Source organism: Pseudoalteromonas sp. BSi20439 (assembly GCF_000241165.1).
Taxonomy (GTDB): Bacteria; Pseudomonadota; Gammaproteobacteria; order Enterobacterales; family Alteromonadaceae; genus Pseudoalteromonas.
In genome coordinates, this window is the sequence record NZ_BADW01000033.1 from 1 (window position 1) to 23745 (window position 23745).

The following is a 23745-nucleotide window of genomic DNA, read 5'->3' on the forward strand; positions in this document are numbered from 1 at the left end:
TTCATAGCGGTTTTTTTATTATTCGAAATTCGACCCTTAAAGCGTTTTAAGCTTTTCAATAACGCTATCGTATTCAGGCTCAGTTGATAAACTACTAACTAATTGCTTATAAATAACTTTATGGCTTTTATCTAAAATAAACACCGCGCGGGTAAGTAAGCCCATATCTTTAATTATTAAGCCATACTTTTGGCCAAAATCACGCCATACAGAATCAGAAAGCGTCGTCACTTTATCGATATTTTCGGCCTTACAAAAACGCTTTTGCGCAAACGGTAAATCGGCACTAATGGTGAGCATGGCTACACCAGGAAATTGCTGGGCGACTTTTTCATTAAAGTGCTTAGTTTGTAAGCTACAAATACCGGTATCTAAGCTTGGAACAACACTAATTAATACTGCTTGACCTTTATAATCTTCTAACGTAACTGCAGTAAAACTGTCATTAACTACTTTAAAATTAGGGGCATCTTCACCAACGATAAGGCCTTTACCTAATAATGTCACTGGCTTACCTTGTGCGGTTACTTTTCCTGCATCGAGTGTATTTTCTGGTAAGTCTGCGGCAAAACTGGCACAGCAAAATAGGCTTAATGCAAAAGCTAATGTACGACGCATGGAATTTTTTCCTTTTAAATTAACGTAATAGTTGTGAGTGTATTATAATGTAGATAAGTAACCAAGCAGAATAATCCTAGCTTTATTTTGCCTAAAATTGTAAATAAGCAATACATTGATTACTATATATAAGAAATAGGTATTGTTTTATGTATCTGTGGCTTGTTTTATACGCTTAAAATTACACCCCGTTTTAAAATAGTGAGATTGTATGTCAACATCGGTTTTAATATGTGATGATTCAAAATTAGCACGACGTCAGTTGGCTCGCTCCTTACCCGATGATTGGGATATAAAAGTTGAATTTGCATATGATGGTGTCGACTGCATAAAACAGCTCACTAAATCTCCCCCTGAAATTCTTTTCCTTGACTTAAATATGCCAGAAATGGATGGTTATGAAGTGTTAACGGCCATGAAAGAGCAGGGACTCAATGTATTAACTGTAGTGGTATCTGGCGACATTCAACCGAGTGCGCATCAACGTGTACTTGAACTTGGCGCAATAGATTTTATTCAAAAGCCATGTTCCTCCGAAAAGCTCGCCGCCATCATTGAACACCATGGTATTAAAGATAAAGCGTTACGAGAGCGGCTCTCCAATGCGCTTGGTGAGCAAGTTGACCCTGATGTACGTGACGTCTACCAAGAACTCACTAATGTTGCTATGGGGCAAGCGGGAGACCTACTTGCAAGACTGCTCAATGTGTTCGTTAAATTACCTATACCTAATGTAAATGTTTTAGAAGTTAGCGAACTCGATATGGCGTTGCGTTCAGTTGACAACAGCAGCACTACATCGGGCATCTGCCAAGGTTTTATTGGGGGCGGTGTCTCTGGTGAGGCGCTACTGCTACTAAACGACTCTAGTTTTAAAGAAATTGCATCTTTAATGAATTACGACGGTGAACTTAACGATAAGGTTGAGTTAGAGCTGTTAATGGATATTAGTAATATTCTGATAGGTGCTATTTTAACTGGTTTTTCAAAGCAGCTTGATATGACTTTCTCTCAAGGCCACCCAATTGTATTGGGGCAGCATCGTGACGTGTCAGAGCTGGTAAAATCAAATAAAGATCGTTGGCAGCGAACACTCGCCATAGAAATTAGTTACGGTATTGAAAATCATGATATTAGTTGTGATTTAATGTTGCTCTTTACTGAAGATTCACTCAAAACTTTAAAATATAAAGTTGCCTATCTGCTGGAAGATTAAATATTTATGCCTGCTGATTTAGATTTAAATGAAATCCATTGGTTAATGGACATGTTTAATACGGTTGATGTAGGCCTTGTAGTGCTTGATAGAGACTACAAGGTGTGCGTATGGAATGGCTTTATGGAAAATCATTCAGGGCTGTTACCCAGTGCTGTAAAAGATAAAGACTTGTTTGATCTATTCCCAGCCATTGATGAAAAATGGTTCAAGAGTAAAGCAGAATCCGTGTTTGTATTAAAAAATCGCTCATTTACTATTTGGGAACAACAGCCGTATATTTTTCGCTTTAAAAACTATCGACCTATTACTGGTAAAGCAGATTACATGTATCAAAACGCAACATTTATCCCGCTGACCGACACGCGAGGCGAAGTGGCGCATATTTGCATTATTCTCTACGACGTGACTGATATTGCGGTGAACAAAAAAGAGCTTGAAGAGTTAAACAAAAAATTAGAGCGAGTTAGTCAAACCGACAGCCTTACCCAGCTTGCAAACCGAGGACATTGGGAGCATTTGTTGCACCAAGAATTTTTACGTACTAAGCGCAGTGAAGGCTGTTGTTCGTTATTAATTTTTGATATTGATCACTTTAAAAAGGTAAACGATGACTTTGGCCACAGTGCAGGAGATGAAGCACTTCGTCATATAGCGAGTTTACTGAGAACTGCATTGCGTGAAACAGATATTGCTGGGCGCTACGGTGGTGAAGAGTTTGTTGTTACTTTGTTAGATACCGATAAACAAGGGGCGATTGTATTTGCTGAGCGCTTACGCCAATTAATTGAAACCTCACCCGCTAAATACAAAGAGCATACAGTACATATGGCTATTAGTGTGGGTATTGCTTGCTTTGACAACGAATTTAAAGATCATGAACGTTGGATTGAAGCTGCAGATAAAGCACTTTATCACTCAAAAGAAAATGGACGAAATAGAGTGTCGGTATACGCTGATATAAAAAATGATGCATAAGCATCATTTTTTAATTGGGAGGTAAAATTAGTAAATCAGTTTTGAGTAAACGCATTATTTTCTCTGCAGTATTACCAATCAGCTTTGCTTTAATCCCAACATTTCCTACAGAACCTATAATCACTAAATCAGCATTAAACTTAGCCGCTAAGCTTGGGATCACCTGCTCGGGTAACCCTGCTTTAATGTGAAGCTTATCGCGTAAATTATTATCAGTAATTAGATTTTGCTGTGATTTCGGTAGTTTCTCAAACGCGTTTACTAGCTGTTCCTCAGAAAAAACTAAGCCTAAATCTCTTAATATTGGGGAAATATAGACAGTGTAGCCTGCATAAAATTCACAACCTGTTCGCTCTGCATACGCTAGTCCATATTTAACAATCGATTGATTAAGTTTATGTTTTGCAGGCTTTTCGCTGGCTAAATCAAGTGCGGCGAGTATGTTGGTATGTTTGCGCCATTTGTTATCTGCTGCCAGATACAGTGCGATGGGTGTAAAGCGAATAAGTTGCCAATCAAGCTCGCTAAATTGGCTATCGCTATCGATATGGCGAGTTTTTATCACCATTTCATAATCATCGGTGTCAATATCTTCGTTAAGCCATTGTTCTGGGGCTTCATGCCATGCGGTTTGAAAGGTATAACTGCACCCGGCTAGTTCCGCTGCAATGAGTGGCTCCAACTGTGCTCTTAATGATGAAAGGCATTTATCTTGCAGCGCAAGTAATTGTTCTGGTGACAGAGAGAATAAAATGTTACTGGTTTCTTCAAAGCTAAAGGCAACAATATCAATATGCTTATCGCCTTGAAGTGCCTTTTGTTTCGCATGTTGCAAAGAGGTTTTTGCAAATTCAACCGAATCAATTAGTACAAGCAGCTTTTTTCTATCCATTATTTTTACTCTATTGTATGGCGTGAATCATCGATTGGGCATTGACCAATGGTTGAAATCTCGCCAGAATTTGACTCCTGTTCCAGTTTTACCTTAAAGCCCCATAGCCTGTAAAGGTGTTTTAATACCTCCCCATGGGAGTTGGCCAGTGGAATGGCATTATGAGGGATATATCGTAGAGTTAATGAGCGATCGCCTCGTAAGTCAACATCGTAAACTTGTATGTTAGGTTCATGATTACTAAGGTTATATTGTGCAGAAAGCGCTTCTCTAACCGCTTTGTAGCCATTATCGTCGTGAATAGCGCCTATTTCTAAATGTGGGTTGCTGGTGTGGTCGACGATAGTGAACAATTTAAAGTCTCTAATTAATTTAGGTGATAAAAATTGGCTAATAAAACTCTCATCTTTGAAGTTTTGCATTGCAAAGTGCAGGGTCTCTAGCCAGTCACTGCCAGCATGTTCAGGAAACCAGCGTTTGTCTTCTTCAGTTGGGTTTTCGCAAATACGACGTATATCTACCATCATATTAAAACCCAGCGCATAAGGGTTTATGCCAGAATAATAATCGCTATTGTAGGGAGGTTGGTACACAACATTAGTATGGCTTTGTAAAAACTCTAACATAAATGAATCGGTTAGTTTTCCCTCATCATATAAGTGGTTCAAAATAGTGTAATGCCAAAAAGTGGCCCAACCTTCATTCATAACCTGTGTTTGTTTTTGCGGATAAAAGTACTGCGATATTTTTCGCACGATACGTACAATTTCTCGCTGCCATGACTCAAGTAAAGGGGCATTTTTTTCAATAAAATACAGAATGTTTTCCTGCGGTTCTTGCGGAAAGTGGCGCTCACGTTTTTTTGATTCTTGCTGCTGAGAGGGAATAGTACGCCACAGCTCATTAACTTGTGATTGTAAGTACTCAGCACGTTCTTGTTGACGTTTTTGTTCTTCAAATAACGAAATTCGCTGCGGACGTTTGTATCTGTCAACACCATAACTCATTAACGCATGGCAAGAGTCAAGTATGCTTTCTACTTCAGAAATACCGTATTTTTCTTCACAGCGGCTAATATAGTTTTTAGCAAACAACAAATAATCAATTATTGAGCCCGCATCAGTCCAGGTTTTAAATAAATAATTCCCCTTAAAAAAAGAGTTATGTCCGTAGCACGCATGCGCCATCACAAGCGCCTGCATCGGCAGAGTATTTTCTTCCATTAAATAGGCAATACAGGGGTCTGAGTTAATTACAATTTCATACGCAAGCCCCATTTGACCGCGTTTATAATTTTGCTCTGTTTGAATAAACTTTTTACCATAAGACCAGTGAGTATAACCAATCGGCATGCCTACGCTTGAATAAGCATCCATCATTTGCTCTGCGGTGATCACCTCAATTTGGTTAGGGTAGGTATCTAGCTTGTAATGCTCAGCAACACGCGCAATTTCGTCTTGGTATTGCTGAAGTAATTCAAAGGTCCAATCTGGTCCATCACTCATTCGCTTATTATTCATATTGCTACCTCGCTTTGGCTATGCAGCCCCTTGCTGTTGACGGCCTTTTTTAAATAGCTCCCTAAATATAGGGTAAATGTCTTCAACACCTTGTATATGTTGGATGGCAAAATTACTGTGAGTTTGACTAATGTTTTGATACTCGCGCCATAAGCTCTGATGGGCGCGGGTGGTAATTTCTATATAAGCAAAATATCGCACTGCGCTTAATAGTTTGTTTCGCAAAATATGCCCGCATTGTGGGGTGTCATCTGCCCAATTATCGCCATCGGATGCCTGCGCGGCGTATATATTCCATTCATCAGCATTATAGCGCTCTGCTATTATTTCGTTCATCAGCTTAAGTGCACTTGAAACGATAGTACCGCCTGTTTCTTGAGAGTAAAAAAATTCCTGTTCATCAACTTCTTTTGCTTGGGTATGGTGGCGAATGTATACAACCTCAATGTCTTTATAACTGCGAGTTAAAAACTGATAAAGCAAAATATAAAAGCGTTTAGCCATATCTTTGGTGGCCTGATCCATTGAACCAGATACATCCATAATACAAAACATCACCGCTTTACTGGTTGGGTGCGGCTGCTTATTGTAGTTACGAAAACGTAAATCATAGTTATCAATAAACGGCACCGTTTTAATTTGCTGTTTGAGTATGTCGATTTCTTTTTGCAATAATGCCACGGCAGCTTTGTCGCAGTGCGGTTGCTCAAGTAGCAATGCGAGTTGTCCTTCAAGCTCACTAAGACGGCGTTTTTTACCTGCCGTCATCGCAATGCGACGAGCTAAAGAGCCTTGTAACGATCGAACAACATCAATATTACTAGGCATACCATCACTACAAAACCCAGCACGATGCGTTTTCATCTGTACGAGCTTATCGAGCTGGTTCTCTTGTAAATTAGGAAGCGCTAAGTCTTCAAATAACAAATCAAGGTATTCATCTTTAGAAATAGAGAAAACAAAATCATCTTGGCCTTCGCCAGAGTCACTCGCTTCGCCTTCGCCCGCACCACCGCCTTGTCCACCTTTAGGTCGCTCTATTTTATCCCCAGTAGAGAACTGATCGTTACCTGGATGTATTTGCTCTCTATTTCCACCTTTGCCTTGATGAAAAGTAGGCTCACTAATATCACGCTGCGGAATAGATATACTCTCCCCAGAGCTTGAGTCGGTGACGCTGCGTTTGTTTATCGCATCAGACACCGCTTCTTTAATTTGCTTTTTATAACGCCTTATAAAACGCTGGCGATTAACCGTACTTTTATTTTTGCCATTTAAACGCCTGTCGATAAAATGCGCCATAATGACCTCCTAAAAACTGCAATTATGAAGGTTATTGCGATTTTCTAACCCGTAAATACCACTCAGATAGTAAGCGCACTTGTTTTTGGGTATAGCCTTTTTCAACCATACGGTTAACAAAGTCCTCATGCTTTTGCTGATCTTCAGCTGACGTTTTAGCATTAAATGAAATGACTGGGAGTAAGTCCTCTGTGTTTGAGAACATTTTTTTCTCAATAACAGTGCGTAGTTTTTCATAACTCGTCCACAGCGGATTTTTACCATTATTGTGAGCGCGAGCACGCAGTACAAAGTTAACAATCTCATTCCTAAAGTCTTTAGGATTAGAGATGCCCGCAGGTTTCTCAATTTTTTCGAGCTCAGCATTAAGCGCATCACGGTCAAATAGTTGGCCGGTATCAGGATCTCGGTATTCTTGATCTTGAATCCAAAAATCAGCATAAATTACATAGCGATCAAATATATTTTGTCCGTATTCTGAGTATGACTCTAGATAGGCGGTTTGAAGCTCTTTACCTATATACTCAACATATTGTGGGATTAAATAGCCTTTTAAAAAGCTTAAATAGCGCTCTTCAACCTCAGCGCTAAATTGTTCACGTTCAATTTGTTGCTCAAGCACATAAAACAAATGTACAGGGTTGGCGGCCACTTCGGTGGTGTCAAAGTTGAATACGCGCGATAAAATCTTAAACGCAAAACGTGTCGAAAGACCCGTCATGCCTTCATCAACACCAGCGTAATCGCGGTACTCTTGATATGACTTAGCTTTTGGATCGGTGTCCTTGAGTGTTTCACCATCGTAGACCCGCATTTTAGAGTAAATGCTAGAATTCTCTGGCTCTTTTAATCGTGATAGGGTGGTAAACTGCGCTAAAATTTTAAGTGTTCCTGGCGCACATGGAGCGTTGTATAATTCACTGTGCTCAATCAGCTTATCGTAAATTTTAATTTCCTCAGTTACTCTTAAGCAATATGGGACTTTAACAATATAGACACGATCTAAAAAAGCTTCGTTATTTTTATTGTTTTTAAAAGTTTGCCATTCTGACTCGTTGGAGTGGGCGAGTATCATGCCGCTAAATGGCAAGGCACTTATGCCTTCTGTGCCATTATAGTTGCCTTCTTGGGTAGCTGTTAAAAGCGGATGTAACACTTTTATCGGTGCTTTAAACATCTCCACAAATTCCATTAAGCCCTGATTAGCCAAACATAATGCGCCAGAATAGGCATACGCATCAGGATCATTTTGTGCAAAATGTTCTAGCTGGCGAATATCTACTTTACCTACAAGAGCAGAAATATCTTGGTTGTTTTCGTCACCAGGTTCTGTTTTGGCAATTGCCACTTGATTTAAAATTGATGGGAAGCGTTTTACCACTCTAAACTGACTAATATCACCGTTGAATTCTTGTAAGCGTTTTGCAGCCCATGGCGACATTACCGTTTTCAGGTAGCGAGACTTAATTCCGTATTCTTTTTCGAGCAGGTTTGCATCTTCAATGGGGTCAAATAATGCCAATGGATGGTCATTAACAGGAGAGCCTTTAATTGAGTATATAGGCACTTGTTGCATTAAATACTTTAATTTTTCAGCAATCGATGACTTACCGCCACCAACAGGGCCAAGTAAATAAAGCACTTGTTTACACTCTTCTAAGCCTTGCGCAGCATGTTTTAAATAAGACACAATTTGTTCAATAGCGTCTTCCATGCCATAAAAATCGGCAAATGCGGGGTAACGTGCAACAACACGGTTCGAAAATAAGCGACTTAAGCGAGTATCGGTAGCAGTATCTACCATTTTAGGCTCGCCAATGGCCATCAGTAATCGTTCAGGTGCACTGGCATAAGCAGACTTATCGGTTTTACAAATTTCTAGAAATTCAGCAACACTGTACTCTTCTTCTTGTGTTGATTCATAACGCGCTTGGTAGTGATCAAAAATAGTCATAATGACCTCCGAAACCTACTTGGAAAATGTATTCACTATTTAAAGTCTAGTCACGAATTTAATTTATTGTGCAATAAAATTAAAAATTTATATGAAAAATGATCATGATGCGCTTTTATAAAACAACCTACGTATAAACGCGATTAATGCAAATTGTAGGCATAAAAAAAGACGCCTAAGCGTCTTTTTTAAAAACTAGTATTAAACTAATTATGCGAAGTTAGCGTTCGCGAATTCCCAGTTAACAAGTGACCAGAAACCTTTAAGGTAATCTGGACGCACGTTACGGTAATCAATGTAGTATGCGTGTTCCCATAAATCCACAGTTAGGATTGGAGTAACACCTGCATCTGTTAACGGTGTTGCAGCGTTAGATGTATTAACGATGTCTAGTGAACCATCAGCTAGTTTAACTAACCAAGTCCAGCTTGAACCAAAGTTATTTACTGCTTTGTCGTTTAACGCGTCTTTAAATGCGTCAAATGAGCCCCATTTCGCGTTAATTGCATCAGCAACTGCACCTGTTGGAGCGCCACCGCCATTTGGAGATAGGCTGTTCCAGTAGAAAGTGTGGTTCCAGATTTGAGCAGCGTTGTTGAAAACACCGCCTTCTGAAGAACAAACGATTTCTTCAAGTGATTTACCTTCAAACTCAGTGCCTGGAATTAAACCGTTAAGTTTAGTCACATAAGTGTTGTGGTGTTTACCATGGTGAAACTCTAACGTTTCTTGTGAAATATGTGGCTCAAGTGCATCAATTGCATACGGTAGTGACGGTAGTTCAAATGCCATTTTTTATCTCCATCTTCTTTTGGTTGATAGTCTATTTAGTAATACGTAATGCCTGCACAAACAGGGCACTTATCTATACCAAACAGGAATATAGTGTTACTATAATTGTTGAGTATTTTACTCAAGTTTTAGCAAACAGCAATGCTATTGCTAAAGCTATTTAAGATTGAGGCTTTAATTGCCTATTTTAATCTATATATCTGAGGCCACAGTGAAACTTTTTCAAGGCCTAATGTGTTCGCTATCGTCATTTTGAGGTTGTAAATGGAAACCATCGATAAAATTAAACAGCAAATTGCTGAAAACCCAATCATCTTATACATGAAAGGATCACCAAAACTGCCTAATTGTGGTTTTTCTTCACAAGCATCACAAGCGTTAATGTCGTGTGGTGAACCGTTTGCTTATGTAGATATTTTACTTAATCCAGACATTCGTGCGGAGCTTCCTGCTTACGCTAACTGGCCTACTTTCCCACAACTTTGGGTTGAAGGTGAGTTAATTGGTGGCTGTGACATTATCATTGAGATGTTTCAACGTGGTGAATTACAACCGTTGATCACTGAAACAGCTGCAAAGCATAAACCTGCAGACGCTGAATAAGCGTTTAGGTTAAAAAAAGCTGCAATTTGCAGCTTTTTTTGTATTTAAGCTTCTAATTTTTGAATGCATAAACTCATTCTCTAAAGCCCTAAATAAACTCTCTTTAAAGATAAACCGGAGTTTAATCTAGTGAGCTGCTCGAATAATATTTTATAAAAACGTCTCATCATCAGCAATATCAAAGGTAAACTGCTAGTTAGCAAGAGTCCTAATTTGTATGCTTACTTTATCAATTAACACAATTAACACCTCCACTTTGATTTTAATTACAAGCCATTCGTATAAAGCATTTAAGTCGATAAAAATAACAAGCAGGGTTCAGCTTTTATTACAAAGGTTAGTTTTTATAACTTGAGTATTTTATGTTGGCTGTCTTTTATTACCTGGCAGCTTTAACGCTAATGCTTATTAAAATAACAAATCACACCGTTGGCAAAGCAAATACTGATCAGTGAAATTAAAAATAAGCCAATAGTAAACATTCGAACATCCTCAAAATTTATATAGTTATGCTGTAATCGAATAGCATGCCATTTTTTATCTTATTGAATTTATTCGGTTTTTAATTTTATCCTTTTTGTTTTACATGTCCGCGGACATAAAAAGTGTCCGCTGCGGGCACTTTTTTGATTTGTCTATGGGATGAGGTTACCTCAACGTAAAGCAAAGCAAGTTGTTAATTAATGCATAACATGAGGGGAGCGTTTAAATCTATTGAATAAACTATGCGCTAATAGAAGCCGCTGTAATTAAATGTCGTGTTCAGATGAATTACTAATACAGCACAAAAGAGGAAATAGCACCTAATGAATAGTTATTCATTTTTGGCTCACCTTACGTTTACGTAAACTGCTAGTCGTGCATGCTTTTTGTTTACAAGTTTTTAAAAATAACACCGGTGTCAATCTATTTTTCGATTCGATATCTATGCAAATGTTAATGGTTGGCATTATTTTATGATTTTTAATTAAGTTGAAATATATTCAATATAATGAATATGTATTCATAAAAATATTGACTCAAGGGTGGAATAACGCTAATTTTGTTCGTCTGTTAGCAAATCGTCGAGCCGTTCATCAACGTTAACAGCGCAGCAAGGGGAGGGGTCCATGTTATATGACTCAAAACTAGAAAAAGATAATTGTGGCTTTGGCTTAATAGCCCAAGTTAATAACCAAGCGAGTCACCGACTCATTCGTACGGCGATCACCGGTTTAGATCGCATGCAGCACCGCGGTGGTATTTCTGCTGATGGTAAAACGGGTGATGGTTGTGGCTTGTTATTACAAAAACCAGACAGCTTCTTTCGGGCTATTGCTGCCGAGAATAATTGGCATTTAGGTAAAAATTACGCCGTTGGGATGATTTTCCTCAATGCTGATCCGGTACTAGCACAAGCAGCCAAAGATGTTTTAAGCGAAGAACTAGAAAAAGAAACGCTAAATATTTTGGGCTGGCGTGTGGTTCCAACTGATCCATCAATGTTAGGACCTATTGCTCTAAAACAATTGCCAGGTTTTGAACAAATTTTTATTAGTGCGCCAGAAGGTTGGCGTTCTAAAGATTTAGAACGCCGCTTGTATGTTGCACGTCGTCGTGCAGAAAAGCGCCTAATGGACGATGAATCATTTTATATTGCGAGTTTATCTGGGCTAGTCACAATATATAAAGGCTTAATGATGCCTGCTGACTTGCCTAATTTTTACCTTGATCTTGCGGATATTCGCATGACCAGTGCTATTTGTGTTTTTCATCAACGCTTCTCTACAAACACACAGCCTCGCTGGCCTTTAGCGCAACCATTTCGTTATTTAGCGCACAATGGTGAAATTAATACTATTGAAGGTAATCGCCAATGGGCACGTGCCCGTTCTTATAAATTTGCTTCGCCACTTATTCCTGATTTACAAAGCGCAGCGCCGTTTGTTAATGAGACAGGGTCTGACTCATCTAGCCTCGATAATATGCTGGAGCTATTTTTAGCTGGTGGTATGGATTTATTCCGTGCGATGCGCATGCTAGTGCCGCCAGCATGGCAAAAAAATCGAGCTATGGATGACGACTTACGTGCGTTCTATGATTTTAATTCTATGCATATGGAACCGTGGGATGGCCCTGCAGGCATTGTTATGTCTGATGGGCGCTTTGCAGCCTGTAACCTAGACCGAAATGGTTTACGTCCAGCGCGTTATATTATTACTCAAGATGGTTTTATTACTTTAGCTTCTGAGGTGGGAATTTGGGATTACACCGCTGACGAGGTGGTAGAAAAAGGACGTGTTGGCCCAGGCGAGCTACTGGTTATTGATACCAAACTCGGAAAAATTTGGCATTCAGATGAAATTGACCAAGACTTAAAATCACGCCACCCTTATAAATCGTGGTTAGAAGAAAACGTTAAACGCTTAACACCTTTTGAAGCACTGACTGAGCAAGATGCAGGTAATCGCTCATTCGATGATGCAACTCTAGTCAAATACCAAAAGATGTTTGGCTATACTAATGAAGAGCTAGACAGCGTCATTCGTGTCATGGGTGAAAATGGGCAAGAAGCCACTGGCTCAATGGGTGACGATACGCCGTTTGCCGTCCTAAGCGAAGGGCACCGTTCACTTTATGATTATTTCCGTCAAAAGTTTGCTCAGGTTACTAATCCGCCAATTGATCCGTTACGTGAAAACCATGTAATGTCGTTGGCAACGTGTATTGGTAGTGAGCAAAACGTATTTAATGAAACAACAGGGCACGCTAAACGCCTGCAATTTGATACGCCTATTTTAATGTACGCTGATATGCAGCAGCTACTTAACGCCGATGAAGCGCACTACAGCTATTGTAAGATTGATATTACTTACACCGTAGAAGAAGGCCTTGAGAATGCGGTTAAGCGCATCTGTGATGAAGCACAAGCAAAAGCCGCATCTGGCTGCATTATGCTGGTATTAACGGATCGTAACTTTGATGACAATCAATTACCTATTCCTGCAGCTATGGCGGTGGGTGCGGTACAAAAACGCTTGGTAGATAATAACTTACGCTGTGAGTCTAACATCATTATTGAAACCGGCAGCGTTCGTGACGCGCATCAATTTGCGGTTCTACTTGGCTTTGGTGCAACCGCAATCTACCCGTATTTAGCGTATGAGTCACTTGTGGCCATGAGCGATAGTAAGGTAATTAATAAGTCATACTGCGAAGTGACACTGGCTTATCGTCAAGCAATTAATAAAGGCTTGTACAAAATCATGTCGAAAATGGGTATTAGCACCGTGGCTTCATATCGTTGTTCGATGTTGTTTGAAGCGGTTGGCTTATCGGACGCGATTGTTGAGATGTGTTTTAAGGGCGTTGCAAGTCGCATAAAAGGGGCGTGTTTTAGCGACTTCGATGACGATCAGCAAAGCTTGCATAAACTGGCGCTTAGTAAACGTAAATTATTAAGCCATGGCGGTTTATTTAAATACGTTCACGGCGGCGAGTATCATGCTTACAACCCTGATGTGATTCAAACGTTACAAAAAGCAGTACGTAGCGGCGAGTATAGTGATTACAGCGAATACGCAAAGCTAGTTAATCACCGTCCAGTCGCGACTTTGCGCGATATGTTGGCTTTAAAACTGCCAGAAAAGGGTATAAGCATTGATGAGGTAGAGCCTGCCGCTGAGCTTTATAAACGTTTTGATTCTGCAGCGATGAGTATTGGTGCATTATCACCAGAGGCGCATGAAGCACTAGCCATTGCTATGAACCGTTTAGGTGGTTGCTCAAATTCTGGCGAAGGTGGCGAAGATAAACTTCGTTACGGTACAGAAAAAAATTCACGGATTAAACAAGTGGCCTCAGGTCGATTTGGTGTAACACCTCATTATTTACGCAGTGCGGATGTCATTCAAATAAAAGTGGCTCAAGGCGCTAAGCCGGGCGAAGGCGGGCAGTTACCAGGTGAAAAAGTAACGCCCTATATTGCCAAGCTTCGTTACTCGGTACCAGGCGTGACACTAATTTCACCGCCACCGCATCATGATATTTACTCTATTGAAGATTTAGCCCAGCTGATTTTTGATTTAAAACAAGTAAACCCGAATGCACTGATTTCAGTAAAACTGGTGTCTGAACCGGGCGTTGGCACAATTGCAACCGGTGTTGCAAAAGCGTATGCCGATTTAATTACTATTTCAGGCTACGATGGTGGCACAGGTGCAAGCCCCTTAACCTCGGTTAAATATGCTGGCAGCCCATGGGAGCTTGGCCTTGCTGAAACGCAACAAGCATTAGTAGAAAACGGCCTTCGTCATCGTATCCGCCTGCAAACAGATGGTGGTTTAAAAACCGGTCTTGATATCATCAAAGCAGCTATTTTAGGCGCTGAAAGTTTTGGTTTTGGTACCGGACCTATGGTGGCGTTAGGCTGTAAATACTTACGAATTTGTCACTTAAATAACTGTGCTACTGGTGTGGCAACCCAAGACGATACACTGCGCCAAAAGCATTATCACGGCTTACCAGAAATGGCGATGAACTACTTTAAGTTTATAGCTCAAGAAGCTCGTGAAATTATGGCAAGTTTAGGTGTTGCAAACCTAACCGATTTGATTGGTCGCTTAGATTTACTCGAAGCCATTGAAGGCAAAACAGCCAAACAGCAAAAAATAGATTTATCAGCGGTTATCGCTCAGCCGAACAACCCAACGGGTGAAACACTGTTTTGCAGTGCACCAAATAGCTCGCACTATTTAGGTGAGTTAAATGAGAGCTTGCTAGGCAAGGCAAAAGAGGCAATTGATAATTCAAGCGGCATTTCATTAGTGAGTCGTATATGTAATACCGATAGATCTGTTGGCGCAATGCTTTCTGGTTATATTGCTGATAAGCACGGTAATCAAGGTATGGCAGCAGATCCAGTGGTGATTGAACTTCATGGTACAGCTGGCCAGTCATTCGGGGTATGGAATGCTGGCGGCCTTGAAATGACTTTAGTTGGTGATGCCAACGATTACGTTGGTAAAGGGATGGCTGGCGGTAAGCTAGTCGTTCGCCCACCACTGGGTTCGTCATTTGAAAGTCACAAAGCAACCATCGTAGGTAATACCTGTTTATATGGTGCCACAGGCGGTAAATTGTTTGCAGCCGGATGTGCTGGTGAGCGTTTTGCTGTGCGTAATTCGGGTGTGCAAGCTGTTGTTGAAGGTGTTGGTGATAATGGTTGTGAATATATGACAGGTGGTGTGGTATGTGTACTTGGTAATGTAGGAGTTAACTTTGGTGCAGGTATGACCGGTGGTTTTGCTTATATTTTAGATGAACGAGGTGATTTTGAGAAACGCATTAACCCAGAGTTGGTTGAAGTGGTTACTTTAGATGATTTGAGTTCACATCAAGAGCATTTACGCGGCTTAATTGCTGACCATTTAGAGCTAACAGGCTCATGCAGAGCAGAAACTATTTTAGCTAACTTTGAACTTTATTTACCGATGTTCAAATTAGTAAAACCTAAATCAAGTGACGTAAAAAGTTTACTCGGGCATCGCGCTCGCAGTAGCGCCGAACTACGTGTTCAAGCGCAATAAGGGGGCAGTATGAGCGAAAATGTATATCAATTTATAGACGTGCAGCGTGTAGACCCACGCAAGAAACCAATCTCGTCGCGTAAAAAATCGTTCATAGAAATTTATGAACCCTTTTCAGAAAACCAAGTTAATTCACAGGCAGATCGCTGCCTTGATTGCGGTAACCCTTATTGTGAGTGGAAATGTCCAGTACATAACTATATTCCACAATGGTTAAAACTGATCCGTACAGGGCGCATTTTAGAGGCCGCTGAGCTTTCGCACCGTACTAACAGTTTGCCAGAGGTGTGTGGAAGAGTATGCCCACAAGACCGCTTATGCGAAGGCTCATGTACGTTAGATGAAGAGTTTGGAGCGGTAACAATCGGTAATATTGAAAAATATATCACCGATACCGCATTCAAAATGGGCTGGAAGCCAGACATGTCTTATGTGACATGGACTGATAAAAAAGTGGCTATTATTGGTGCTGGGCCAGCAGGGTTAGGTTGTGCTGATATTCTAGTACGTAATGGCGTAAAGCCTGTGGTATTTGACCGTCACCCTGAAATTGGTGGGTTGTTAACCTTTGGTATTCCTTCTTTTAAATTAGAAAAAGAAGTCATGCAAAAACGTCGCGAAATATTTACCGAAATGGGTGTTGAATTTAAACTTAATGTCGAAGTAGGTAAAGACATTAGCATGGATGAAATTCTTAATGAGTATGACGCTGTATTTTTGGGAGTGGGGACTTATCAAAGTATGCGTGCAGGGCTTGAGAACGAAGATGCACCGGGGGTGCATGATGCCCTGCCATTCTTAATTGGTAACACTAATCGTGTTATGGGTTACGATGAGTCTAAACAAGCCTGCATTGATATGGCAAACCAAAAAGTAGTGGTACTAGGTGGTGGTGATACAGCAATGGACTGTGTGCGTACTTCTATTCGCCATAATGCGTTAAAAGTAACGTGTGCTTATCGTCGTGATGAAGAGAACATGCCTGGTTCAAAACGCGAAGTAAAAAATGCAAAAGAAGAGGGCGTAATTTTTACTTATAACGTTCAGCCTAAAGGGATTGTACTTGATGACAAAGGTGCTGTAGCCGGCGTTAAAATGGTAAAAACTCAGCTTGGCGAGGCAGATGAAAACGGCCGCCGTCGTGCTGAAGAAGTCCCCGGATCAGAGCACATTATTGAAGCCACACAAGTGATTATGGCATTTGGTTTTAAGCCACATAAAATGGACTGGTTAGAACAGTACGATGTAGAAATTAACCACTGGGGCGGTATTAATGCACCTGAGCAAGGTGAATTTACACATCAAACCACTAATCCTAAAATATTTGCTGGTGGTGATATTGTTCGTGGTTCAGACTTAGTGGTTACTGCTATATTTGAGGGGCGTAATGCTGCAGAAGGCATTATGGATTATTTAAAAGTGTAAATAATTCTTTTGTTAGAATGGAGTCAAAAGCAAACCTTCGGGTTTGCTTTTTTATTCCCTCAGTTTTACAAATAAAAATGCCCGCAATACACAGGTTGCGGGCATTTTTAAACGCTATGTTAGTTAATCCATCGAGAAGTGATCAAGGCTCGGTTTCACTCTGGCTTGTCGACGTTTCACACTTTTATAGCAGATAACGTTACAAACAAGCTGTAGGGCAATAACCAACAAACTAAGTGTTATTAAGCCAGTAATAGCTGTGCTGCTAAAAACTAACATAACAGCAATAACAATATGTACAATTAATGCCACATTTAAAAAACGATATAATCCTTGTTTAAATTGTGTGTGTTTAAACTTGCTAAACATTGCTAAAAGTACACTAACTATAAGTAGTAGCCAGTTAATTGCTAAGCCAAAATAAATGACCGTTGTTTGCATCAAGGTATCCTCACCGTATCAAGGTAACGCACTATAAATGTATAATTTTATCCGTGCGCTTTTATAAGCTCTTTCGCATTTGCTTTAGCTGTTTTGCTAATGTTGTCACCACCCAGCAAACGCGCAATTTCATTAACCCTGCCATCTTTATTTAATGCCAGCATATGAGTAAACGTTTCACCGTCTGCAATTTCTTTGGCAACAAAAAATTGCTGATGAGCGCTACTGGCCACTTGCGGTAAATGGGTTACACAAATTACCTGTGTCGATTTACCTAATTGGCGCAGCAGTTTACCAACTGCAGCAGCTGTAGGGCCAGAAATACCGACATCTACTTCATCAAATATAAGTGTTGGAGTCGTTACTTTTTGGGCAATAATAACTTGAATAGCCAAACTAATACGTGATAACTCACCACCAGAGGCTACTTTTGCTAAAGGTTGTAATGGTTGCCCTGGGTTTGTTGATACTAAAAACGATACATTATCAAAACCTAAGCTGTTTGGAGAGCGATCGGTATGTGCTGTAAGAGCTATTTCAAATACGCCATTTTCCATGGATAAGTTAGCCATACTTTCGCTGATCAAGCCATTTAGCGTGTTGGCGTATTGATGACGACTAGCACTTAATTCCTCACTAGCCGTTTGATAATCTTCAAGAGCATCTGCAATTTCACCTTCAAGCTGTTCGAGGCGCGAACTATTACTGCTTATAGAGTCTAGTTCTTGTGTTACATTTTGATGAAACTCAACGAGCTCTTGTGGCTTTATATGGTGTTTTCTTGCTAAATCCATAGCGCCGCTGAGTCTGTTTTCTACTTCCGTTAAGCGAGTAGGATCTAAGTCAGCTTGTTCAGTATAATTGCGTATTTCTCTGCTTGCTTCTTCAACTTGAACCGCTGCTTCTGTCAGTAATGCTGCTACATTGGCCAGGGTTTCATCATAATGTGCAAGTTCATTAAATTGTTGTGCGCTGTGTTGTAAAAGAGAGCACGCATTTTGCTCATCACTTTCGTATAAATGTTGTAGCTCGCGCTGACAAGATTGCAAAATAGTTTGGCTGTTACTGAGCTTATAATGCTCTGCTTCTATTTGTTCAAACTCACCAGCTTGCAACGCAAATTCATCAAGCTCAGCCACTTGATATTCTAATAATTGTTTTTGCGCAGCTTGTTGTTGTTGTTGGTGTTCTAGTTGTTTAAATTCTTTTTGTAAATCAGCATAACGTTTATAGCGTTGGCTTACAGCATTAACTAGATTTTGGTGCCCGGCGTAAGCATCCAGTAGCTGTAATTGATGCTCTGCTTTTAATAGATGCTGGTGTGCATGTTGACCGTGTATAGAAATTAAATATTGGCCTAGTTCTTTTAGCTGTGCAGCGGTGACAGGGCTACCATTAATGTAGCTTTTGCTGCGGCCATTCTTGCAAACAACTCTACGAAGTAGACATTCGTTATCGTCATTATTAAGCATGTTCTCTTCTAGAAATGCATGGGCGTGTGGCAAATTGCTTAAATCAAATTGCGCACTTACCTCGGCTTTATCAGTGCCTGGGCGCACAGCTGAAGCCTCTGCTCGTTCTCCAAGGCACAATGATAACGCATCAATAGCGATTGATTTACCCGCACCCGTTTCACCGGTAATAGCGGTCATGCCCGAATGCCATTCAGTGCTTAAATTACTTACAATTGCAAAATTTTTAATTTCTAAACCAATTAACATACTGTTCATCCATCCAGTGAATTAACTGTTAATTTATACAGTGTTTTGGTTTATTGCAAATTAAATTTCTATATTTTAAGCAAGGCTGGACTCAATTAGTGTTTTTTTTTCTTCATCAATAGGGAGGGTTTCATCGTTAAGCTCAATATTATCAACTGGTTGTATGTGGTCTTCAGTTTTCAACTTTAAGATTAACGTAGGAAGGACTTCTTGGTAAAAATTTTTATTGTATAAAATACCTTGAGCTGGCAACTCTGCTATAAAATATTGAGTGCTGTCGGCAAATGCTTGGCTATTATTACTTTTATAGGTTTTTATAAGCTCTTCGTTAAGTATGTTAATAAGTTGGTCACATAACGATTCCAACTTAACTAAATTTTCATCGGTGTGAGGCTGTACCACGAAAAAGTTACTTACAACTGCTTGAATTCGAGGAAGGTGCTTAGCACTGATGACATTTGCATCAAGTAATTCGTTTAGTTTTATTTTTAAACGTGATTGAGTACTTGCTACGCGCTCGTTAAACAGTTTTTTCTTTGCTTCAATGGTTTTTTTTCGATTACTCTCAATTAGCAAGTAACTGCCAAGTAAAGTAATTAATAATAATAAAGCAAGAAACACTACATAAGTCATTACTACTTTTTCCTGATGATATTTAAAAATTTTAGCCCGATATTTTGCGCTAAAGTTGCATGTTTGGCAATAAAATTAGTATAACCGGCTACCCCAATTTAGCTTTTTACGTAGCACATTATAATAAGAATAATTTTTTGGGTGGATTAAGCGTAATTTTTTGTCAGCTTTACGTATAACTACCTCATCACCCGGTAATACGGCGAGTACAACATGGCTGTCACAGCTTACTTGTAAGCTATCAGTATTTTCTAAACTAAGCTTTAAACGCACTTCATTATCAGCATCCACCACTAAAGGGCGACTTGATAAAGTATGTGGAAACATCGGAACCAGTGACATTGCATTAAGCTCTGGTGTTAAAATAGGCCCACCGCCTGATAAAGAGTATGCCGTTGAGCCTGTTGGAGTCGACACAATCAAACCATCGGAGCGTTGAGAAAATACAAAGTCATCGTTTATAAAGGCTTCAAACTCAATCATATGTGCTACTTTATCAGCATGAAGCACTGCTTCGTTTACTGCAGAATTAGCGCTTTTAAGTTCGTTATGACGATACACTTCAACTTCTAATAAAAAACGTTTTTCTTCAATGTAATCGCCGCTGAGTACCTGTTCTAAGCTACCCTCAAACCCTTCTGGATTCAAATCAGTTAAAAAGCCTAAATTACCCCTATTTACACCAATTACGGCTATATCAAAGCGAGCAAGCACCCGTGCAGCACCCAGCATGTTGCCATCGCCTCCAACCACAATCGCCAAGTCGGCACGCTCGCCTAAATCAACGAGCTTTACGAGTTTGTCGCTCGGTACATCACTAAGTTGACTCCCTGTACGTTTTTCAACAATCACCTCAAAGCCTAAAGCTAATAAAAACGTATGTAATCGTTGTAAAGTAGCGGCAGCATTAGGATGATTTGGCTTACCAATCAAGCCGATAGTGTTAAAGGGAGAGTCCATAATAAATACACTGAGAGTTCTAATATTTGTAGAGTAACCTAAAACAGAAGTGTTTGAAAACACAGATCTTAGTAATAACCAGCGGATTTAATTAATTCACTGTAAAATTTAGATTTATTGTATTTTTTATACTTGAAATAATAATACTTAGCCCCGATATAACAGCTATGCATAAAGATGTAGATAACATGAAACTAAACCCACGAGATCAGCAAATATTTGCCGCTGTTATGAGTATGTACTGTAATGGCGATGGCTTACCTGTGCCGTCAACAAAAATTGCAAAGCAAAAAGGTATGGCGGTATGCTCTGCCACTGTGCGTAACGCGATGGCGCGCCTTGAAAAAATAGGCTTGTTGTATTCACCACATACATCGGCTGGCCGAGTGCCAACCAATGATGGGTTTGACTATTGGTTTGATGAGTTTTTTACGCTCAATGATATTGCTAATTATTGGCAACCTGAGCAGGCACAATTGGTTGAGCTAGCACATGGCTTGAGTCAACGTTACCAAGTATGCTGTTGTGTGGGGCTACCGCAGGTTAGAACACAGCAGGTATTTAGGGTAGAAGTGCTCGACTTTGATGCAAACAACTGGCTTATTTTACTCTTAGATAGAGCAGGGCAGAGCCACAATATTTGTATTAATAAGCCTCATGACCCTAGCGATAGCCAACGCTATGAATTTGCTACTTGGCTCAATACGGTTTTTAGTCAACAATCTTTAATTGAAGGCCTCTACCGAATGCAGGCAATGGCCAATACGGCTCCGCGTAATTGTCATGACTCTTTAACTCAATGGACCCGTGAGCTAAGCCAAAAATTAGGCTCAGATAACAGTATCGTTGTTGGCGAAAACTACCTTTATAAAAAAATAGATTGTGAGCAAAGCCTTAATATTGGTGTATCATTTTTAAATTTTGTTGAAGATAAACTCGCTTTTAAAAATGGGGTCTCTATTCTCAATACTGAAAACTTACCGTTCAGTAGCTGCGATGAACTCATTGTGATTAGTGTGCCGTATTTTCAAAATCAAGAATATCAGAGTCGCTTTTGTGTTATTTGTCCAAAATCAGCGCAATTAGAGAAAATAATCCAAGAATTTAAATTATTAGAGCCATTGAGCTCTTGAATCTTTTTATTCAATCCCCATAATTACCGCAGTTGTAAAGAATTGGAGCGTATATTTTATGTCTGAGCAGACACAAAACCCAGAGCAAGAAGTAGAACTGAACGAAGAAGTGACGCAAATGGAAGCTGACGTTGAGGCGGCAGTTGAAGCAGCAGAACAACATGCTGAGCAAGAGCAAAGCCCTGAAGCAGAAATTGCTATGTTATATGCCGAGCTTGAAACTGCAAAGCAAACTATTGCAGATCAAAAAGATAGCGTAGTTCGCGCTGCTGCAGATGTGGACAATATGCGTCGTCGCGCTGCACAAGATGTAGAAAAAGCACACAAATTTGCACTAGAAAAGTTTGCTAATGAATTACTCCCTGTTATAGATAACTTAGAGCGTGCTATTGAGTTTTCTGATAAAGAAAATGAAACGCTTAAGCCTTTACTTGAAGGCATTGATATGACAGTGAAAAGCTTTAACGACGCGGTAGCTAAATTTGGTGTTGAAATTGTAAACCCTCAAGGTGAGCAGTTTAACCCAGACTTTCATCAAGCAATGTCAATCCAACCAAGCAACGATGTAACACCAAATACTGTTTTAGCAGTAATGCAAAAAGGTTACACATTAAACGGCCGTTTATTACGCCCTGCAATGGTCATGGTATCTAAAGCCGCTGACGCTTAATTAAGTATACAATTTAAAAATGCCTCATTATGAGGCATTTTTTTTGTCTTTAAAATAATGTATTAACTGCACTAGGATAGTGAGTACAACTGCGCTGAACATTAAACTTGAAAATGGAACCGCACTTTGTGCGTGCATTACCGCTAATATAGGGCCAACTAATGCGCCACTACCAAAACGTAAGGTGCCGATAACCGCCGTGGCAGTTCCGGTATTTTGTTCAAACTTCATCAAAATCAATGAATCTGCATTACTTGCTATTATGCCTAGGCTCATCATCAACGGAGCAATAGCCGCAACAATAAAGTAAAGTGACAAGTTTAATACGCTAAAGCTAAGTAATGCTGCGCCAGAGATAAAGCCACACATTAAGCCATAATAAAGCATTTTTCGTGAGCCAATACGTGGCACTACGCGAGTATTTAAAAAATTACCAAACATCAACGCCATTACATTAAAAGCGAATAACAGGCCAAACAATTGTTCTGATACTTTAAATAGGTCGAGGTAAATATAAGGGACGGACGTTAAAAAGCAAAAAAAGCCAAACGACACAAACATTGAGCTTAAAATATCGGCGCGGGCGTGCGTATTACTTAATACCACTTTATAACTTGAGAAGAATAATGCTAATCCTTTTCGCTCATTTTTAAATATTGGAATATCGATTAAATAACGTTGCACAAAGAGTAAAATAACAAAGCTATAGGTCGCTAAAACAATAAAAATAGTCGACCACACCGAAAAGCCTAAAATAACCGAGCCGATAGAGGGGGCAAGTAACGGTGCTATCATCATGATCATAGACACGTACGACATACCTTTAGCAGTATTTTTTTGATATATGTGCCTAATGATCCCAGGGACGACAACCGTAGCGGCCGCGCCTGTAAATGCCTGTACAGCTCTTAACCCCCAAAAAGTATGCACTTCAGTGGTAAATGCTAACGCCAGTGAACTTAAGCCAAATAAACTGAGTCCTATTCGTGCCAGTTTACGCCTGCCAATTTGATCGGCTATGGGGCCAAAAAACAACATGCCCAATGCATAACCCGCTAAGTATATACTCAACGAGATTTGAACATTTGGCATGCTGGTATTGAGATCGTTGGCAATCACGAGCATCGCCGGTAAATACATATCAATGGCTAAAGGCGTGATCGCGACAATACTGGCTAATAAAGGCAATAAAATACGGGTATTAAAAGAAGAAGCCGAAGCGCTCATTTAAAAACTCAAAACAACGAATATAGGTTGGGCAGTATAGCAGGGCAATAGCCTTGGATAAACTTAGTTTGCCTGCTAACTTAATTGTTTAAT

At 39.9% G+C, this 23745-nt stretch carries 18 protein-coding genes; 7 read left to right on the forward strand and 11 right to left on the reverse strand.

The window, feature by feature from the left end; translation table 11 throughout:
- Window positions 1–36 precede the first annotated feature (36 nt).
- Window positions 37–618, reverse strand: coding sequence for a thiol peroxidase (gene tpx / locus P20439_RS02840; protein WP_008113169.1), 582 nt, complete (start codon window positions 616–618; stop codon window positions 37–39).
- A 211-nt stretch (window positions 619–829) separates the two neighbouring features.
- On the opposite strand from tpx, the gene P20439_RS02845 reads away from it, so the two are divergent.
- Window positions 830–1834: a response regulator gene (locus tag P20439_RS02845; RefSeq protein ID WP_008113168.1), complete on the forward strand. Its 1005-nt coding sequence runs from the start codon at window positions 830–832 to the stop codon at window positions 1832–1834.
- A 6-nt stretch (window positions 1835–1840) separates the two neighbouring features.
- Window positions 1841–2812: a diguanylate cyclase gene (locus P20439_RS02850; protein ID WP_008113166.1), complete on the forward strand. Its 972-nt coding sequence runs from the start codon at window positions 1841–1843 to the stop codon at window positions 2810–2812.
- A gap of 10 nt (window positions 2813–2822) precedes the next feature.
- Here P20439_RS02850 and P20439_RS02855 read toward each other — a convergent pair whose 3' ends face one another.
- The 5 genes from P20439_RS02855 to P20439_RS02875 all read right to left on the reverse strand — a co-directional run bounded on the left by P20439_RS02855 (window position 2823) and on the right by P20439_RS02875 (window position 9272).
- On the reverse strand, window positions 2823–3704 hold the full coding sequence (locus tag P20439_RS02855) for a universal stress protein (protein WP_008464495.1): 882 nt from the start codon (window positions 3702–3704) through the stop codon (window positions 2823–2825).
- A gap of 5 nt (window positions 3705–3709) precedes the next feature.
- Entirely contained in the window at window positions 3710–5224 is a 1515-nt protein-coding gene (locus P20439_RS02860; RefSeq protein WP_008113162.1) for a SpoVR family protein, read from the reverse strand.
- 18 nt (window positions 5225–5242) lie between these two features.
- Window positions 5243–6526, reverse strand: coding sequence for a YeaH/YhbH family protein (locus P20439_RS02865; protein WP_008464498.1), 1284 nt, complete (start codon window positions 6524–6526; stop codon window positions 5243–5245).
- Window positions 6527–6557: 31 nt separating this feature from the next.
- Window positions 6558–8480, reverse strand: a complete 1923-nt coding sequence (locus P20439_RS02870; RefSeq protein WP_008113158.1) for a PrkA family serine protein kinase — start codon at window positions 8478–8480, stop codon at window positions 6558–6560.
- A gap of 210 nt (window positions 8481–8690) precedes the next feature.
- Entirely contained in the window at window positions 8691–9272 is a 582-nt protein-coding gene (locus P20439_RS02875; RefSeq protein WP_008113157.1) for a superoxide dismutase, read from the reverse strand.
- A 264-nt stretch (window positions 9273–9536) separates the two neighbouring features.
- Between P20439_RS02875 and P20439_RS02880 the strand changes: the two genes are divergently transcribed.
- The 3 genes from P20439_RS02880 (at window position 9537) to P20439_RS02890 (ending at window position 16867) form a co-directional block, all read left to right on the forward strand.
- A complete protein-coding gene (locus tag P20439_RS02880) occupies window positions 9537–9875 on the forward strand; it encodes a Grx4 family monothiol glutaredoxin (RefSeq protein ID WP_008113155.1) in 339 nt (112 codons plus the stop codon).
- A 1109-nt stretch (window positions 9876–10984) separates the two neighbouring features.
- Window positions 10985–15442: a glutamate synthase large subunit gene (gene gltB / locus P20439_RS02885; protein WP_008113153.1), complete on the forward strand. Its 4458-nt coding sequence runs from the start codon at window positions 10985–10987 to the stop codon at window positions 15440–15442.
- 9 nt (window positions 15443–15451) lie between these two features.
- Complete coding sequence (locus P20439_RS02890) at window positions 15452–16867, forward strand: FAD-dependent oxidoreductase (protein ID WP_008113151.1); 1416 nt, start codon at window positions 15452–15454, stop codon at window positions 16865–16867.
- A 123-nt stretch (window positions 16868–16990) separates the two neighbouring features.
- Here P20439_RS02890 and P20439_RS02895 read toward each other — a convergent pair whose 3' ends face one another.
- The 4 genes from P20439_RS02895 to nadK all read right to left on the reverse strand — a co-directional run bounded on the left by P20439_RS02895 (window position 16991) and on the right by nadK (window position 20622).
- Complete coding sequence (locus P20439_RS02895) at window positions 16991–17308, reverse strand: hypothetical protein (RefSeq protein ID WP_008113149.1); 318 nt, start codon at window positions 17306–17308, stop codon at window positions 16991–16993.
- 47 nt (window positions 17309–17355) lie between these two features.
- Window positions 17356–19029 (reverse strand): DNA repair protein RecN, encoded by a 1674-nt coding sequence (gene recN / locus P20439_RS02900; protein ID WP_008113147.1) that lies wholly within the window; start codon window positions 19027–19029, stop codon window positions 17356–17358.
- Between the two features lie 75 nt (window positions 19030–19104).
- Window positions 19105–19662 (reverse strand): hypothetical protein, encoded by a 558-nt coding sequence (locus P20439_RS02905; RefSeq protein ID WP_008113145.1) that lies wholly within the window; start codon window positions 19660–19662, stop codon window positions 19105–19107.
- A 75-nt stretch (window positions 19663–19737) separates the two neighbouring features.
- Window positions 19738–20622: an NAD(+) kinase gene (gene nadK / locus P20439_RS02910; RefSeq protein ID WP_008464501.1), complete on the reverse strand. Its 885-nt coding sequence runs from the start codon at window positions 20620–20622 to the stop codon at window positions 19738–19740.
- A 167-nt stretch (window positions 20623–20789) separates the two neighbouring features.
- On the opposite strand from nadK, the gene P20439_RS02915 reads away from it, so the two are divergent.
- Window positions 20790–21755: a hypothetical protein gene (locus P20439_RS02915; RefSeq protein ID WP_008113140.1), complete on the forward strand. Its 966-nt coding sequence runs from the start codon at window positions 20790–20792 to the stop codon at window positions 21753–21755.
- A gap of 58 nt (window positions 21756–21813) precedes the next feature.
- Window positions 21814–22425 (forward strand): nucleotide exchange factor GrpE, encoded by a 612-nt coding sequence (grpE, locus tag P20439_RS02920; protein ID WP_008113139.1) that lies wholly within the window; start codon window positions 21814–21816, stop codon window positions 22423–22425.
- A gap of 27 nt (window positions 22426–22452) precedes the next feature.
- On the opposite strand, the gene P20439_RS02925 is transcribed toward grpE, so the two are convergent.
- A complete protein-coding gene (locus P20439_RS02925) occupies window positions 22453–23652 on the reverse strand; it encodes a Bcr/CflA family efflux MFS transporter (protein ID WP_008113137.1) in 1200 nt (399 codons plus the stop codon).
- Window positions 23653–23745 lie beyond the last annotated feature (93 nt).

Bases quoted from the DNA above. Each gene is read 5' to 3' on its own strand.
- P20439_RS02855 (WP_008464495.1), bottom strand. From the start codon at position 3,704: ATGGATAGAAAAAAGCTGCTTGTACTAATTGATTCGGTTGAATTTGCA.
- recN (WP_008113147.1), bottom strand. From the start codon at position 19,029: ATGTTAATTGGTTTAGAAATTAAAAATTTTGCAATTGTAAGTAATTTA.
- P20439_RS02925 (WP_008113137.1), bottom strand. From the start codon at position 23,652: ATGAGCGCTTCGGCTTCTTCTTTTAATACCCGTATTTTATTGCCTTTA.
- grpE (WP_008113139.1), top strand. From the start codon at position 21,814: ATGTCTGAGCAGACACAAAACCCAGAGCAAGAAGTAGAACTGAACGAA.
- P20439_RS02850 (WP_008113166.1), top strand. From the start codon at position 1,841: ATGCCTGCTGATTTAGATTTAAATGAAATCCATTGGTTAATGGACATG.
- P20439_RS02895 (WP_008113149.1), bottom strand. From the start codon at position 17,308: ATGCAAACAACGGTCATTTATTTTGGCTTAGCAATTAACTGGCTACTA.
- gltB (WP_008113153.1), top strand. From the start codon at position 10,985: ATGTTATATGACTCAAAACTAGAAAAAGATAATTGTGGCTTTGGCTTA.
- P20439_RS02915 (WP_008113140.1), top strand. From the start codon at position 20,790: ATGCATAAAGATGTAGATAACATGAAACTAAACCCACGAGATCAGCAA.
- nadK (WP_008464501.1), bottom strand. From the start codon at position 20,622: ATGGACTCTCCCTTTAACACTATCGGCTTGATTGGTAAGCCAAATCAT.
- P20439_RS02865 (WP_008464498.1), bottom strand. From the start codon at position 6,526: ATGGCGCATTTTATCGACAGGCGTTTAAATGGCAAAAATAAAAGTACG.
- P20439_RS02905 (WP_008113145.1), bottom strand. From the start codon at position 19,662: ATGACTTATGTAGTGTTTCTTGCTTTATTATTATTAATTACTTTACTT.
- tpx (WP_008113169.1), bottom strand. From the start codon at position 618: ATGCGTCGTACATTAGCTTTTGCATTAAGCCTATTTTGCTGTGCCAGT.
- P20439_RS02880 (WP_008113155.1), top strand. From the start codon at position 9,537: ATGGAAACCATCGATAAAATTAAACAGCAAATTGCTGAAAACCCAATC.
- P20439_RS02860 (WP_008113162.1), bottom strand. From the start codon at position 5,224: ATGAATAATAAGCGAATGAGTGATGGACCAGATTGGACCTTTGAATTA.
- P20439_RS02890 (WP_008113151.1), top strand. From the start codon at position 15,452: ATGAGCGAAAATGTATATCAATTTATAGACGTGCAGCGTGTAGACCCA.
- P20439_RS02870 (WP_008113158.1), bottom strand. From the start codon at position 8,480: ATGACTATTTTTGATCACTACCAAGCGCGTTATGAATCAACACAAGAA.
- P20439_RS02845 (WP_008113168.1), top strand. From the start codon at position 830: ATGTCAACATCGGTTTTAATATGTGATGATTCAAAATTAGCACGACGT.
- P20439_RS02875 (WP_008113157.1), bottom strand. From the start codon at position 9,272: ATGGCATTTGAACTACCGTCACTACCGTATGCAATTGATGCACTTGAG.